The sequence below is a fragment of the Veillonella montpellierensis genome, assembly GCF_947090115.1.
Classification (GTDB): Bacteria; Bacillota; Negativicutes; order Veillonellales; family Veillonellaceae; genus Veillonella; species Veillonella montpellierensis.
This window is the reverse complement of sequence record NZ_CAMUMS010000005.1, coordinates 122,836-139,319: the sequence shown is the minus strand read 5'-3', so window position 1 is coordinate 139,319 and position 16,484 is coordinate 122,836. Positions and strand designations below refer to the sequence as shown.

Below are 16,484 nucleotides of genomic sequence, written 5' to 3'. Positions count from 1 at the left end.
TCTCTACTGTCAAAGAGTTTTTCTATGCAAATTTATCATCTATTACTACAAAAAAAGAAACGAATACTACTCTTTTATATAAGAAATAATAGAAATATCAATAAATATATTGTTTTTTCAAGTATGCATTTATATCATGCAAATAAATATTTTTATATTACCATTATCTATAGAATCTAAAAATATGAGCCATGCTATAGCAATTATTGTATAGCATAGCTCGTGTTAAACTATATTTCGTATTGCCCCATTCTATTATTTAACAAATAAATGATAGGATACATTATCTTTTTAAACCCTGGCACTAATGACATCATGCTACTAGTAAAATTAATGAATCCTATTTGTTTAATATTAGGATTTAATGTACATATCTCACTGCCATCCTTTACGCCAAAAGTAAATTCAACTGACATATCACGCAATGTATCATGATGCTTAACGCGTCCCACTAATCCTCTATAGACAAAATCAAAATACGCAGTACTCCCTTTGAAATTGTCTGTCAATATATACAGAAATTTTTGCACATCACTTTCTGATAAGTACATCAAAACGCCTTCACTAATAAATAATAATGGTCGATTGTCTCTTTTAATTTCTTTAATCCATGCTTGATCAAGAATCGATGCTCCAATATTATGTACTCGCGGATGTTCTTCAAATAGTTCTTCTCTAATTTTTATAACATTGGGAAAATCAATATTATACCAATCAATATGCCCATTATCTACGCGGTAAAATTCTGTATCTAATCCAGAGCCCAATGATACGATAATCGCATTATGATATTGATTAATAAACTTAGTAATCTCTTGATCAAATACTCTGGCTCTTCCTAATATTCCATAATAGCTCTTCCAACCCTTATGTACTGAAAATAAATCTTCTGTAGGCTTTATTTGTCGATACGCTCTCCAAGATTGTTCATCATGTAGAACTGATCTATTAGATTCATAATCCTTTGCTCGTACATACAAAGTTAGTAATGCCGTTTTACTGATATAGCTCAAATCATCTTTCATAAGTAACACTCCTTTATATGATAAATTACTTCCGTTCATACTTACGAAATTATACTATTTAGAATCATCGTTATATACTTATATACAAACATAATAATATATATGTCACATCCCATTTATCATCAACACCAAATGCAACTATACTAATAGGATTAGACATACAACACTTATTATCAAGTCTCTAATAAAGTATCCCTATTCTTATCTACTTAATTTCTAAATACAATAGTAACACAGTTACCATACCAAAAGACTGCTACTTAACGAATTACTATATCTATACACTACTTACCTATAGTATATATCATCTATCAAAAAAAACAATTCATTATATTAATTTTATTTATATAATATATTATATATAAATCTATTATGCGAAATGGTTACTTTCCCTTATTCACAACTGTACCGTATAGAACCCAAGTTTGTGCTTTATCAATACGTGCTTCTACAGTATCCCCTATAGAAATAGAGTCTTCTTGAGAAAATAGCACCATCTTATTTCCCGATGTACGGCCAAACCACATAGATGGGTCTTTTTGACTAGGCCCTTCTACAATAATGTCAAATACTTTATTTTCCATTTCTTTATTGATTTGCAAAGAAATTTCATTTTGTACATCCATAAGTTGTTGCAATCTAACCCGCTTAACTTCCTCTGGTACTTGATCTTCCATGGTGGCAGCTGGTGTACCTGACCTTTTTGAAAATATAAATGTATATGCCATATCATACTGAACATCACGTAATAATTGTACTGTTTTTTCAAAATCTTCATTGCTTTCTCCAGGAAAGCCAACAATAATATCTGTGGTTAATACCACATTTTTTATATATTGTCTTACACAGCTAATTAACTCTTTATAATGTTCCACTGTATAATGACGATTCATTTTCTTTAAAATTCTATTTGACCCTGATTGAGCTGGCAAATGTAAATGTGTCACCATATTAGAAGATTCTCCAATAGCACGGATCATATCAGGTGTCATATCTTGCGGATGACTCGTCATGTAACGGATGCGTTCAATTCCAGGGATTCCATCTAACGCATGCACTAAAGTCCCAAAATCAGTACCATCATGAAAGTCTAAGCCATAGGAATTCACATTTTGTCCTAATAAAGTGATTTCTTTGAACCCCTTACTTCCCAATTCCATTACATCGCTTACAATCAGTTCTACAGGTCTACTAATTTCTCTACCACGCACATGAGGAACAATACAGTACGTACAAAACTTATTACATCCATTCATAATGGGTACCCACGCGCTAAAAGTGCCATTAGGTTTTGCTTTTAATTCAGGCAACACTGTATTATCCATATCCACATTAATTTGATGTCTGTGAGTACGCTTCACTTCTGCTATCATTTCATTAATATGTTGGATATTATGAGTTCCCAATACAATATCAATATGTGGCGCTCGTTTAAACATTTCAGCTTGATTTTTTTGTGCCATACAACCTGTAACAGCAATAATCAAATCAGGATTCTTAGCTTTTAAATGTTTTAATTCTCCAATACGTCCATATGTTTTTAGTTCAGCATTTTCTCGCACTGCACATGTATTTAAAATGATAAGATCTGCTTGTTTCTCATCATCAGTTGGTATATATCCTACCTCCTCTAATTGATGGGCTAACCGTTCTGAATCAGCCGCGTTCATTTGACAACCATAGGTAAAAATATAATATGACTTCATTCATAACTCCTTATCTATTACGTATGTGCCCTTTCCACAATTCCTTTAACCTTGATAGCCATACGTTCTACTGACATTCCTGTAATATATTCAATTTCATATTGTATCGATTTCTGTACTTTTTGCATTAATTCTTTAACAATATGCCCATATTCAATGGTAACTGATAATTCTATCGATAACCCATTGGGTCCTTTATCCACCTTTTTAAACTTAATATCATTCGTATCAACAACACCTGAAACTTTGCGAACTCCATTTTTTATAAGCTCAATAATCACTTCATCTGCAAAAGTAAGTCTTCCATAATAACTGAAAGAAGGTCTAATAACAGACTTTTCAAATCCTTCGGATCCAATTACACCAATTGTGGAAGGATCTTGTTTTTTTAAACTTCTACGTCTAAAAATAGACTTAATAGGATCAATTAAATATCCTTTAAAGTGCGGTTTTAATTCCATAGTTGGCACAGGAATAACATGCTTACCTTCTTTTAATCTAGCATATTGTGCTCTCTCAATTTCTTTAGGCGTTGCCACATCTTCAATTCTAATATATCGACTCGGTGCTGGTATCATTAATGCATTAGCAATTTTCTGTACCATATTATCGGATGTACCTATAATCATCAATCGTTTTGGTTGAATTTCATCTAATTTATGTTTTACTGATGCTACTTGTTTTTTATCCTGAAAAATAGCACGTCGAACCGCTTTTAATCGACTTGCTTCTTTTTTAGCAGATGTACCTGCCACTATTTTATTATGATAAATCAAAATACCATCATCAATAATACATTCTATCTGATTCTCATGTGCTACTACTAATGCACGATGACTCTTCCCCGTTCCACTGCCACCAACAAATGCAATTACTTCCATAGTAATACCTCGATTCAATCATTACCGTATCTATATAGTTCTTAGAACTTGTATAAATTTTTCTACATCTCGACTCTGTACCGTATATTCCCCTATATAAGTAGGCCATGTATGGTTGATACCATGAAAATCAGATCCTCCAGTTATTAATAACCCTCGTTGTTCTGCTACTATACGATAACGCTTCACATCTTCATCATCATGTTTACTATGATACACTTCAATCCCATCAAATGAAAAGTGTAACAATTCTTCTACATAAGTATCATTGTGAATTAACTTAGGATGTGCTAACACAGCTAATCCTCCTGCATGATGAATTTGTTCGATTACTTGTTCAACAGAGGTTTTTACTTTAGGTACATAACAAGGACCTGATGGATTTACTATGTGCTTGAAAATAAAATTAATCGATTCTGCATATCCTTTTTTCATCAGCAATTGTGCTACATGAGGTCTGCCTAACGCTTTTGTAGTTGGAAATAATCTTACCAGTTCATCATAGTCAATACAATAACCTGCTTTTTGACATAAATCAATCATAGCTTTAATTCGCTGTCTTCTTGCCTGCTGATAGTACGAAATATACTCTCGCAACTCTCGATCATCACAATTAAATCCATATCCTAAAACATGTATATCTTTTCCTTTATAATCTGCACTAAACTCAGCACCTGTAACAATATCAATGGAGGTAGCATACGCTTTCATCGGCTTAATACCTGCTATTTCATCATGATCTGTCAATGCTATCATGCCTAATTGACCATGTTCTGCAAATGATACTAATTCTTTCGGTGTATATACACCATCAGAATAGGTTGAATGCATATGAAAGTCTACAATCATAGTGTCCTCCTTATAGTGAACCATATCTATGTATATTCTATCATATATAGCTAGTCTAGTCAGATTCTATATGGCCGACTAGTATATTCTATAAAAGAGTTTTCTAATTATATGACTAATTCTCCTTATCTCATTATCGCATTATGTATATTTAGCACTATGAACAATTAGTATCTAGCAACTATACTACAAGCATTCAATATACACAAAGCTATCACAATAAAACTAGTCTCAACCTATCTATAGCTTTATATAAAACTCTATATCCATATAATGATATTTATTGCTTGAAAATAATACGTGCCAGACTTTAAACATAAGTAAAGGAGCTGATCTGCTACAGCTCCTCCTATTCCTTATAATGTAGATAATAGCTCTTTTGTAGAAGTAATGACTTCATCAATTTTCACATTAACTACATCACCCGTTTTTCTTGTTTTTATTTCTACTTCACCAGTTTCAATACTATGTTTACTAATTGTAATGCGTAATGGATATCCAATCAAGTCTGCATCTTTAAATTTCACACCAGCCCGATCTTTTCGATCATCTAAAAGAACATCGATGCCTGATGACTGTAAAGAAGTATATATCTTTGTACTAATATCCATTAATGCTTCATCTTTCACATTAATAGGTACAATAACTACTTCAAATGGTGCAATAGAACGAGGCCAAATAATACCATTTTCATCATGACTTTGTTCAATCGTTGCCGCTAATGTACGAGTCACCCCAATACCGTAACAGCCCATCACTAATGGTTTTGGTCTACCGCTATTATCCAAAAATGTAGCACCTAACGCCTCAGAATATTTAGTTCCTAATTTAAATACTTGTCCTACTTCAATGCCTTTGTCAATGCGAAGTTCTTTTCCACAGTGAGGACATACATCTTCATCTGTAATTAAGCGAATTGGTGCGACAATGATCTCTTCTGTGTTAAAATCACGTTTTGGATTAATATTAATGTAATGTGCATCCTTTTGATTAGCACCACCACAGCAATTATACATTTCCATAACAGATTCATCCACTACAATCGACAAATTATCTGTTGCCACTAATCCTACTGGGCTAATAAATCCAGCAACTAATCCTACGTTTTCCATTTGCTCATCAGTAGCCATTTCTGGTTCTAAGATTCCATTGACTGCATGCTGAACAGCGATTTCATTAACCTCGTGATCACCGCGAACCATAGCTAGCACAACTTTACCATCAATACTATATACTACAGCCTTGATCGTACGTGTAGTAGGAATGCCTAATTGCATAGCTACAGCTTCAATAGTTTTCGCATTTGGTGTAGAAACAATAGATAATTCTTGTAATGGTTCTTCCTCTTGTTTGATAACTCCAGGCTGTCCAATTTCAATATTAGCCGCATAATTACAAGATGTGCAATGAATAACATCAGCTTCACCTGCGTCAGCTAATGCCATAAATTCATGGCTATTACTACCACCAATAGCTCCTGAATCTGCTTCAACAGGTTTAAAGTACAAACCACAGCGGGAAAAAATTCTATTATACGCATCATACATAGATTGATATGATATGTCTAATCCATCCTCATCACTATCAAATGAATACCCGTCTTTCATAATAAACTCACGGCTACGCATTAATCCAAATCTAGGGCGGCGCTCGTCACGAAATTTACTTTGTATTTGGTATAAATTAACTGGCAATTGACGATATGAATTAATCTCATTCTTCACCAGTGTAGTTACCATTTCTTCGTGCGTTGGCCCTAAACAGTAATCACGATGATGTCTATCTGTAAGGCGTATCATTTCTGCACCATATACTGGCCAACGTCCTGATTCTTGCCAAATTTCTGCAGGTTGCAAAATAGGCATCATAATTTCCTGTGCATTCGATGCTTCCATCTCTTCTCTAATAATAGCTTCAATTTTTCTAAGAGATTTCCACGCTAATGGCAAAAAAGTATATAAGCCTCCTGCTACTTTGCGAACAAATCCTGCTCGTAACATATATTGTGCACTAATAACATCAGCATCTGACGGCACTTCACGCAACGTTGGTGCGTATAATTTGCTGGCTAACATAAACCTATGACTCCTTTTCCTTCATCTCTAAATATGTATTAATTTCATTAAATAATGTATCAACTAATTGGTGTTCTGGAACAGTTTTTATAACTTCACCTTTGCGGAATATGATACCTTGTCCATTACCACCAGCAATACCAAAATCAGCTTCTCGAGCCTCTCCTGGTCCATTTACTACACACCCCATAACCGCTACCTTGATTGGTTCTTTAATAGATGCTAGTCGTTGTTCTACAGTTTCTGCCATACTAAATAAATTAACTTGGCATCTTCCACAAGTAGGACAAGAAATCATAGTGGCCCCAAAATTTCTCAATCCCAATGAGCTTACTATCGTTCGTCCCACTTCAATTTCGTGAATTGGATCGCCTGTTAATGATACCCGTAAGGTATCCCCAATACCGTCAGCTAATAAAGCACCAATTCCAATCGCGGATTTAATAGTGCCTTGCTTTATAGTTCCTGCTTCTGTAACCCCTAAATGCAATGGATATGGTACTTTATCTGATAATTTGCGATATGCTTCTATCATCAATGGCACTTCAGTAGCTTTGATAGATAATTTCATCTCTTTATAGTCTAATTTCTCTAAAATGCGAACATGTTCAAGTGCTGTTTCCACCATACCATCAGCAGTAGGATGTCCACCATAAGCTTCTAGAATGCGCTTAGGTAATGATCCTGCATTCACACCAATACGAATAGGAATCCGTTTTGGTTTCGCCTTTTCTACTACGGCTAACACATTATCTATACTTCCTATATTCCCTGGATTAATACGTAAACCATCGACATTACTATCGATGGCTTGTAGTGCCAATCGATAGTCGAAATGAATATCTGCAATAAGTGGTATTGATATACCTTTTTTAACAATCTCTAATGACTTAGCGGCTTCCATAGTAGGAACTGCCACTCTAACTATTTCACAGCCTGCCTCTGTTAATCGATTAATTTCCGCAATTGCTTTGTCTGTATAGATTGGATTCGTAGTAATCATTGACTGAATACTAATTGGTGAAAAATCACCAATTTTAACTGACCCCACATGAATACCATTAGTTTGTTTTCTTACAATCATAGCATATACTCCTAGATATTAGATATCATAAACGACTGATATCACTTATCGTCGTATAAAGAAATAACAATAATAATAAAGCCACTCCCGTCATTTGTATGTATTGTAAAGCTTTTGAAGGTAATTTTTTGCCCGTAATTCCCTCAATAATCAATAAAATTAAATGGCCTCCATCAAGGACTGGCAAGGGCAATAAATTGATAACACCTAAATTTAAGCTTAAAATAGCTGTAAAGTAGACTAAGCTTGCGAAGCTAATAGCCGCCACTTCTCCAGCCATTTTCGATACACCAATCGGTCCAGACAACTCGGCTTTCTCTTGCCCCGTTACCATAGCCCACAATCCATGCAACATATCATAAATTGTATGCCCTGTAAATGTCACTGAATGTGTAACTGCCTCGCCAAAGGAAAATGATGTATATACAGGCTTTTGCATAATACCTATAAGAACTCTTCCATCTTGTTCTACTGGAATCAATGATAGAGATTCTTGTATATCCCCGCGCTTAACTACAACAGTAACTACTTTCTTACTTTTACCTTCTAAAGCCTTAGCAATATCTGTCCACGCTGCAATAGGTTTGTCACCTATAGAAATAATCCGATCATCCACTTGCATATGTGCAATCGCAGCTGGACTACCACTTGCAATAGACCCTACAAGCGGTTCATTAGATGCTTGTCGTTGACCTACGCAAAGAAATACCAAGAAAAATAGTACTATGGCTAACAAAAAATTGAAAACAGCACCGGCTGCAATAACAATAAATCGTTTCCATACAGATTTGTTTAAAAAAGAACGTTCATTCAATTCCTCTTCATCCGTCATACCCGCTATTTTATTATAACCACCTAAAGGTATTAGACGAATAGAATATAAGGTTTCTCCTTTTCGTACTTTTACTAAGGCAGGCCCAAATCCAATAGCAAATTCATCGACTTGCATGCCAGAAGCTTTAGCAGTAATGAAATGTCCAAATTCATGAATGAACACAATAATACCAAACACAAATATGGTAGCTAAAATCGTTGTCATATAGTCTCCTAATTATCTCTATCTATAATAAACTGTGCTTTTTCTCTTGCCCATCTATCAATGGCCAACAGATTTTCTAATGTGAATTCAGCAGCAGACTCCATGGATTCTAGTACTTTTACAACTGTACTATAAATTTGAGGAAATGATAGTTTGTCATCTAAAAATGCATATACAGCTGTTTCATTTGCTGCATTAAATACAGCAGGTGCAAAACCGCCTTGGCGTCCTACTTCAAAGGCTAATCGTAGTGCTGGGAAATCATCATACCGTGGGGGCATAAACTCTAATGTTAATGCTTTAGTAATATCCAATGTATCCATAGACAATGCTTCTCTCTTCGGGTATGTCAATGCATATTGTATAGGCTCACGCATATCTGGATTTCCCAATTGTGCTAATATGGCACCGTCTTTCATCATAATCATTGAGTGCACTATACTTTGCGGATGTACTACTACATCAATATGATCAAAATCAAAACCAAAAAGCCAATGGGCTTCAATAACTTCTAATCCTTTATTAAAAAGACTCGCTGAATCTATAGTTATTTTATTGCCCATATTCCAAGTCGGATGTTGTAAACAGTCCTTAGCGGTAGCTTGTTTGATCCTTTCTGATGTCCAAGTTCGTAAAGGACCACCAGATGCAGTGATAATCAATTTATCTACATTATCTCTCTGTTGTCCTTCTAAACACTGAAAAATAGCACTATGTTCACTATCGATTGGCAAAATATCTACACCATGTTCTCGTGCTAACGATGTAATTAAAGGACCTCCTGCTACTAAGGTTTCTTTGTTGGCTAGGCCAATCGTTTTATGATGCTTAATAGCTTCCACAGTAGGTTCGATACCTGCTGCACCAACAATAGCTGTAATTACCATTGTTGCTTCTGATAAAGTAGCCGCCTCTATCAACGCTTCTTTACCACATACTAATCGCGTATTACCTGTATATCGTGATTTGAATAAGCGATACGCCTCTTCATCAACTACACCTGCCATAATAGGGGCAAATTTATTAATTTGTTCTTCCAGCAAATCAATATTATGATAAGTAACTAACGCTACCGTCTTAAATAAATTAGGATGCTGCGATACTACATCTAATGTTTGCGTTCCAATAGATCCTGTACTACCTAGAATACTTAAAAATTTCATATGCTATCCTTCTTATATACGCAATAGTGACATAACTACACTAATGATAAACATTAGAATAATAAACCTATTTAAACAAAAAATAAATATATAACCGTTAGTGGTGCTGTAAATAGCAAACTATCAAAACGATCTAATACACCACCATGACCAGGAAGTAACACACCTGAATCTTTCACATGGCAATCTCGTTTCAACTTTGATTCCATTAAATCTCCTAAGGGAGCAAAAATGCCTGCTAATATACCTATAGAAAAACCTATATGTATAGGAAAATTAAAAATTAATCCCAATATAGTTCCTGTTATAATAGAACCAATAAATCCACCCACAAAGCCTTCTAATGTTTTATTGGGACTAATGAGGGGAACAATCTTATGGTTTCCCCACGCACGCCCTGAAAAATAGGCAAATGTATCACTAGCCCATGTACAAAACAATAGTAGCCATAATACAAGTTCGCCCATATTAGTAGATACAACTGGTATATTAAAAAATGAGTAGATTTCATTTTGACGCAATACTAATAAAGCCCCAAATCCAATAGTAATATATAACAAGCCCCATAGAGCATGTGCTATATCACTAATAGTATAAGATTTTGGCTTAAGAATATATAATAATCCCCCAAGAAATATAGACATCAAAGTTACAGTAATAGCTATGCTAAACGCATGGATAGCTATAGAAGCAAGAATAATGATTGCTAAAATATAACCTCCTAATACGGGAGGATGTATTTTATTATTCGCCATCATAGTGATAAATTCTCTCCATCCAATCAAAGCTAATAAGATAATTAACCCATCATAGATGTTTCCACCTGTAGTAATCGCAAAGATAGCAACTATAAAGCCAATCAAAGCGGTAATAACTCGTGTTTTAAGCATCCTTTACTCCTCTGTTTTTAAGCCACCAAAGCGACGTTCTCGCTGTTGAAAGTCCCAGACAGCTTCACGTAATGTAGCCTCTGTAAATTCCGGCCAATGCAGATCAGTAAACCAAAATTCTGCATAAGCTAATTGCCATAATAAAAAATTACTAATTCGATAATCTTTACTTGGACGAATTAATAAATCTACATCAGAAAATTCTTTAGTCCATAATCTTGATCCTACATACTCTTCTGTAATAGCATTAACGTCTAATAATCCTGCTTTGACATCAGAGGCTATTTCTTTCATAGTACTCACAATTTCAGCACGACCGCCATAGTTGATAGCCAATTGTAAAGTAAGGCCTGTATTATTCATAGTTAATAATTCGGCATCATGAATAATTTTTTGTAATTCAGGAGCTAGTTCACCGATATTCCCTATAAAGCGAATTTTAACATTATGAGAATGCATATCCTCAATATTATGGCTTAAATATTCATGAATTAATGACATTAATAGCGACACTTCTTTAGGCGGACGTTTCCAATTTTCTGTAGAAAATCCATACACTGTCAACGCTTTAATCCCAATTTTATCAGCAGCAGTTACTATTGTTTTCAGTGTATCTGCTCCTGCTCGATGTCCCATTGCACGAGGTAAGCCACGTCGTCTAGCCCATCGACCATTACCATCCATAATAATAGCCACATGTTTTGGTATGTTATTAGGGTCAAGATTTTTCTGTACTATACTCTTAGGTTTTAAAAATTTCTTTAGCATATTCTACCTCTTTGCAGTCTTGAAAATTACTAGTAATCATAGGCCTATATAGTAAAATGTGCCATTCACCATCCTGGTAAGTTACACGACCCACATAAAATCCTTGTTCAGAAACATCAAAAAACCGATTAAACGAACCACCTATAGTTACTTTAAATGGAATAGAAGCAGCCTGCAAAATAGGTTTCACAAGCTGCCAAGGTAGTCCTACTATATGTTCAGAAATATTCATTATACTTCTAAAATATCCTTTTCTTTCACATTTTTTAATTCATCGATCATTTTGATTTTTGCATCTGTTAATTTTTGAATTCTATCTTGGCCATCTTTAGCTACATCTTCGGTAATTGTTTTTAATTTTTCTTCTTTTTTAATAGCATCATTGGCATCACGACGAATATTGCGAATCGCCACTTTTGCATCTTCAGCTTTCTTATGAACGACTTTTACAATTTCTTTACGACGTTCTTCTGTTAATTGAGGAATAGCCAACCGAATTTGGGAACCATCATTATTTGGATTAAGACCTAAATCTGATTGTAAAATTGCCTTTTCAATAGCCCCAATCATAGATTTATCCCATGGTGCAATAATGATCATTCTTGGTTCTGGGGCAGATACGTTAGCCACTTGATTAACTGGTGTAGGTGTACCATAATAATCTACCATAACCTTGTCCAATAACGATGTACTAGCACGGCCTGTCCGAATCGAAGCAAATTCGTGTTTCATAGCATCGATCGTTTTGTCCATACGAATCTCTTGTTGTGTTACTAATTCATTTAATTCCATTATTTCTCACCTCTTACGATAGTTCCAACGTCTTCGCCCATTGCAGCACGAGTGATATTGCCAGGAATATCCATACTAAATACTACAATAGGAATATCATTATCTTTGCATAGAGTTGTAGATGTAGCATCCATCACTTTTAATTCCCTACTAATAACATCCATATAAGTAAGTTCTTCAAATTTCTTAGCTTCTGGATTGATTTTTGGATCAGAATCATATACACCATCTGCAAATTTTTTAGCCATTAAAATTGCATCGGCCTCAATCTCAGCTGCTCGCAACGCAGCAGTTGTATCAGTAGAGAAATAAGGTTTACCTAAGCCTGCGCCAAAAATTACGATACGTTTTTTTTCTAAGTGACGAATTGCACGACGGCGAATATATGGTTCTGCAATTTCTTGCATTACAATAGCTGTTTGCACACGTGTATCAACACCAGCTTGTTCCAATGCATCTTGTAGAGCTAACGAATTCATAACAGTCGCAAGCATTCCCATATAATCAGCAGTGGCTCTATCCATGCCTTTATTACTTCCAGCTAATCCACGCCAGAGATTACCGCCACCTACAACGATAGCAATTTCCAAGTCTGTTTTCTTAGCCAAGGCAGCAATTTCCTTAGCGATTTCTTCTACAGTTACTGGATTAATACCATAGCCTTGTTCACCAGCTAATGCTTCACCACTTAATTTTAATACAATCCGTTTAAAGTCACGTTTTTTTGACATCTTATGTTACTCCTCTACTATATTGCAAAAATAAGAGAACACTATTCGGTGTTCTCTTATCTATATCTTACTTACCAGCGAATGCCATTACTTCTGCTGCGAAGTCATCATTACGTTTTTCAAGGCCTTCACCTAAGCCATAACGAACAAAACGACGTACGTTAATGTTTTCACCGATTTTTGCAATATTTTCATTAATGATATCAGTAACTGTTTTGTCACCATCTTTAATAAATACTTGCTCCAATAAGCAATTCTCTTTATAATATTTTTCAATACGGCCATTAACCATTTTTTCCAATACTGCCGCAGGTTTTGGTTTACGACCAGCTTTAACATCTTCTTCTGCTTCTGTCTTGGCCTGTTCAAGAAGAACTGCTTTTTCATGCTCAATAACAGTTGCTGGCACATCTTCACGTTTTAAATATGCTGGATTAGTAGCAGCAATTTGCATAGCAATATCTTTTGCCAACGCTTGGAAATCATCTGTTTTAGCAACAAAGTCAGTTTCACAGTTAACTTCTACTAATACGCCAATACGTCCGCCGCCATGAATATAAGATGCAACAACACCTTCAGCAGCAATACGTCCAGCTTTTTTAGCGGCAGCAGCTAACCCTTTTTCACGAAGAAGATCAATCGCTTTTGCCATATCTCCATCAGTTTCAGTCAATGCTTTTTTGCAGTCCATCATTCCTGCACCAGTAGTTTCACGTAATTCTTTTACTTGAGCAGCTGTAATCGCCATTCTATTATCCTCCATTACACTAATTAAGGTAAGGATTATCCTTACCTTAATTATATTAAGTCATAAAAATAGTATAGTCTTATCTATTAAGCTTCTTCAACCTGTTCGCCTTGACGACCTTCCAAAATAGCATCTGTCATTTTACCGGCTAATAATTTGACTGCACGAATTGCATCATCATTAGCTGGAATTGGGAAGTCAATTTCATCAGGATCACAATTAGTATCTACAGTAGCAACAACTGGGATACCCAATTTTTTAGCTTCTGCAATAGCAATACGTTCTTTTTTAGGATCAATAACTAGCAATGCTCCTGGCATTTTAGGCATATCTTTAATACCACCTAGGTATTTTTCTAATTTTTCCATTTCATGGCGAAGACCGATAACTTCTTTTTTAGGTAATACTTCAAATGTACCGTTTTCAGCCATTGTTTCTAATTCTTTTAAACGTTTAATACGAGTTTCAATTGTTTTAAAGTTAGTTAACATACCACCCAACCAACGTTCATTAACATAGAACATGTTGGCACGAATGGCTTCGTCCTTAATAGATTCTTGAGCTTGTTTTTTTGTGCCTACGAAAAGTACTACATCACCGTTAGCAGCAACGTCGCGCAAGAATGCATATGCTTCTTCTACTTTTTTAACTGTTTTTGCAAGGTCAATAATATAAATACCATTGCGTTCTGTAAAAATATACTTCGCCATTTTAGGATTCCAACGACGAGTTTGATGTCCAAAATGAACACCAGCTTCTAATAATTGTTTCATTGATACTACTGACATGGTAGTTACCTCCTGTTACTAAACCTCCGCAACTTCATCCTTCGGGCCACTCAAAATCGAGCACAGTACCGAAGTCCATCAACGTGCGTATTTTTTATACTGGTAAATTATACCATAAAGAAAGATAGAGTAGCAAGTATGTTTTTTACTTATATCTATAGACTGATGGCAATGATATATGCATATGATTGTCTCCTAAACTAGTATCTATTAAAACTAGTTCTATCTATTCGTCTGTTACTTGCCCCTATATATTAAGCTTTTAGTTGTTTAATTACAGCGGCTCTATCACGTGCTCCAAAAACCGCAGATCCAGCTACTAATAATTCAGCGCCCGCCCTCTTGACTGCTTCACATGTGGTGGTATTAATACCACCATCCACCTCAATGACTACGTGAGTGTTATCCATCAACTTTAATAGTGAGGATACTTGTTTAATTTTATCAATTGTTCTCGGTATAAAAGACTGTCCCCCATATCCAGGATTAACACTCATGATCAGCACCATATCTAGATCATTAATAATATTTTCTAACATAGCAACTGGAGTTGACGGATTTAAAGCAACCCCAGCTTTCATACCTGATGATTTAATTTGTTGAATCAATCGATGTGCATGTGGTGCAGCCTCCACATGAAATGTAAAGTATTCCACACCAATACCGGCATACTCATCAATATATGTTTCTGGATTTGTCACCATAAAATGAACATCAAAAGGCAATGTTGTATAAGGACGAATAGCCTTTACAATAGGCGCTCCAAATGTAAGATTAGGTACAAAGTGACCATCCATTACATCAATATGTAACATATCAGCGCCACATTGTTCAATATCTGCTAATTCCTTGGCTAATTCTGCAAAATTAGCCGATAACATAGATGGTAACACTTTAACCATAACTAATTCCTTTCTTACGAAGATACTTCGCTACACATACTAGTACTGCCTATATAAAATCCTTTTTCTATGATGTATACACCTAGATTGTTAATTCAATACAACAAGAATGCTGTATATAACGCCATAATTATAGTGCGTATTCACGTGCCCGTATATAAATCTAAAAAGTTTCAATATATTAACGCTGTCTTTGCTTGATGATTTCCTCTCGAATCGCCAGATACGATGCATATCGTTGTTCACTAATATATCCATTCTCCAAAGCATCTTTGATTCCACAAATTGGCTCATGATCATGATAACAAGGACTAAACTTGCACTGTGATTCATACTGTAAAAATTCTGGGTATAAAGAGGTTAACCGTTCCAATGATATATGGGTAAATCCAATGGCACTAAAACCAGGTGTATCCATAATAAACGACTCATCATTCAAGCTAAACAAAGACGCATGGCGAGTCGTATGACGACCACGCTTAATTTTTTCACTAACTTGACCTGTTTGAAAGGAAAAACTTGGCTCTATCTCATTAAGTAAACTACTTTTACCTACTCCAGATGGACCTGCAAAAGCACTTACCTTGCCTTGTAAACAATCTCTTAATTCATCAATCCCCTCATGTGTTCGAGTTGATGTAGTTAATACGCTGTACCCTAATTGACGATATTCATTAACCAATGCACTCGTTGATGCATCAGCTAAGTCGTATTTATTAATACAAATTCGTACATATATATCGGCATCTTCAATCATCACTAACAATTTATTTAGCAGTAATGTATTAATATCTGGGTCATGAGCCGCTACTACTAAAATAACTTGATTGATATTAGCAATAGCTGGACGAATTAAAGAATTGACTCTATGATGAATGCGTTCTATAAAAGCATCCTCTGATATATCAACATAATCCCCCACTAAAAGGGAGTATCGAGTTTTCTTTAACCTTCCTCGCACTTTACATTCATGTACAATTCCATCCTTAGATTGTACATAAAAATAACCATTCATATTTTTTATTACAATACCTGTAGTCATA

17 protein-coding genes are annotated in these 16,484 nt (G+C 35.1%); all 17 read right to left on the bottom strand.

The window, feature by feature from the left end; translation table 11 throughout:
- Positions 1-230 precede the first annotated feature (230 nt).
- Positions 231-1,025, bottom strand: coding sequence for a class I SAM-dependent methyltransferase (locus tag P6940_RS04010; RefSeq protein WP_277293263.1), 795 nt, complete (start codon positions 1,023-1,025; stop codon positions 231-233).
- A gap of 383 nt (positions 1,026-1,408) precedes the next feature.
- Entirely contained in the window at positions 1,409-2,731 is a 1,323-nt protein-coding gene (gene miaB / locus P6940_RS04005) for a tRNA (N6-isopentenyl adenosine(37)-C2)-methylthiotransferase MiaB (protein WP_277293262.1), read from the bottom strand.
- 17 nt (positions 2,732-2,748) lie between these two features.
- Positions 2,749-3,612: an Asp23/Gls24 family envelope stress response protein gene (locus tag P6940_RS04000; protein WP_028256905.1), complete on the bottom strand. Its 864-nt coding sequence runs from the start codon at positions 3,610-3,612 to the stop codon at positions 2,749-2,751.
- A gap of 30 nt (positions 3,613-3,642) precedes the next feature.
- Complete coding sequence (locus tag P6940_RS03995; RefSeq protein ID WP_277288632.1) at positions 3,643-4,461, bottom strand: PHP domain-containing protein; 819 nt, start codon at positions 4,459-4,461, stop codon at positions 3,643-3,645.
- 356 nt (positions 4,462-4,817) lie between these two features.
- A complete protein-coding gene (locus P6940_RS03990) occupies positions 4,818-6,536 on the bottom strand; it encodes a proline--tRNA ligase (RefSeq protein ID WP_038151148.1) in 1,719 nt (572 codons plus the stop codon).
- A gap of 4 nt (positions 6,537-6,540) precedes the next feature.
- Positions 6,541-7,620 carry a flavodoxin-dependent (E)-4-hydroxy-3-methylbut-2-enyl-diphosphate synthase gene (gene ispG, locus P6940_RS03985; protein WP_277293261.1) on the bottom strand — a complete coding sequence of 360 codons (1,080 nt, stop codon included), beginning with the start codon at positions 7,618-7,620 and terminating at the stop codon, positions 6,541-6,543.
- 25 nt (positions 7,621-7,645) lie between these two features.
- Complete coding sequence (rseP, locus tag P6940_RS03980) at positions 7,646-8,659, bottom strand: RIP metalloprotease RseP (RefSeq protein ID WP_038151154.1); 1,014 nt, start codon at positions 8,657-8,659, stop codon at positions 7,646-7,648.
- Between the two features lie 8 nt (positions 8,660-8,667).
- Positions 8,668-9,822, bottom strand: coding sequence for a 1-deoxy-D-xylulose-5-phosphate reductoisomerase (locus tag P6940_RS03975; RefSeq protein WP_038151157.1), 1,155 nt, complete (start codon positions 9,820-9,822; stop codon positions 8,668-8,670).
- Between the two features lie 71 nt (positions 9,823-9,893).
- Positions 9,894-10,712, bottom strand: a complete 819-nt coding sequence (locus P6940_RS03970) for a phosphatidate cytidylyltransferase (protein ID WP_277293260.1) — start codon at positions 10,710-10,712, stop codon at positions 9,894-9,896.
- A gap of 3 nt (positions 10,713-10,715) precedes the next feature.
- Positions 10,716-11,480 carry an isoprenyl transferase gene (locus tag P6940_RS03965; RefSeq protein WP_277293259.1) on the bottom strand — a complete coding sequence of 255 codons (765 nt, stop codon included), beginning with the start codon at positions 11,478-11,480 and terminating at the stop codon, positions 10,716-10,718.
- Positions 11,455-11,712 (bottom strand): hypothetical protein, encoded by a 258-nt coding sequence (locus tag P6940_RS03960; protein WP_028256913.1) that lies wholly within the window; start codon positions 11,710-11,712, stop codon positions 11,455-11,457. The genes P6940_RS03965 and P6940_RS03960 overlap by 26 nt, the downstream gene beginning before the upstream one ends.
- Entirely contained in the window at positions 11,712-12,272 is a 561-nt protein-coding gene (gene frr, locus P6940_RS03955; RefSeq protein ID WP_277293258.1) for a ribosome recycling factor, read from the bottom strand. Before frr ends, P6940_RS03960 begins: the two co-directional genes overlap by 1 nt.
- Positions 12,272-13,003: a UMP kinase gene (gene pyrH, locus P6940_RS03950; RefSeq protein WP_277293257.1), complete on the bottom strand. Its 732-nt coding sequence runs from the start codon at positions 13,001-13,003 to the stop codon at positions 12,272-12,274. The genes frr and pyrH overlap by 1 nt, the downstream gene beginning before the upstream one ends.
- Positions 13,004-13,070: 67 nt before the next feature.
- Positions 13,071-13,751, bottom strand: coding sequence for a translation elongation factor Ts (gene tsf / locus P6940_RS03945; RefSeq protein ID WP_028256916.1), 681 nt, complete (start codon positions 13,749-13,751; stop codon positions 13,071-13,073).
- An 86-nt stretch (positions 13,752-13,837) separates the two neighbouring features.
- Complete coding sequence (rpsB, locus tag P6940_RS03940) at positions 13,838-14,539, bottom strand: 30S ribosomal protein S2 (protein WP_028256917.1); 702 nt, start codon at positions 14,537-14,539, stop codon at positions 13,838-13,840.
- A 254-nt stretch (positions 14,540-14,793) separates the two neighbouring features.
- Positions 14,794-15,441 carry a ribulose-phosphate 3-epimerase gene (gene rpe / locus P6940_RS03935; protein WP_277293256.1) on the bottom strand — a complete coding sequence of 216 codons (648 nt, stop codon included), beginning with the start codon at positions 15,439-15,441 and terminating at the stop codon, positions 14,794-14,796.
- Positions 15,442-15,622: 181 nt separating this feature from the next.
- The gene (rsgA, locus tag P6940_RS03930) at positions 15,623-16,483 is read right to left on the bottom strand and encodes a ribosome small subunit-dependent GTPase A (protein ID WP_277293255.1); all 861 of its coding nucleotides are present in this window, start codon (positions 16,481-16,483) and stop codon (positions 15,623-15,625) included.
- Position 16,484: the final 1 nt, after the last annotated feature.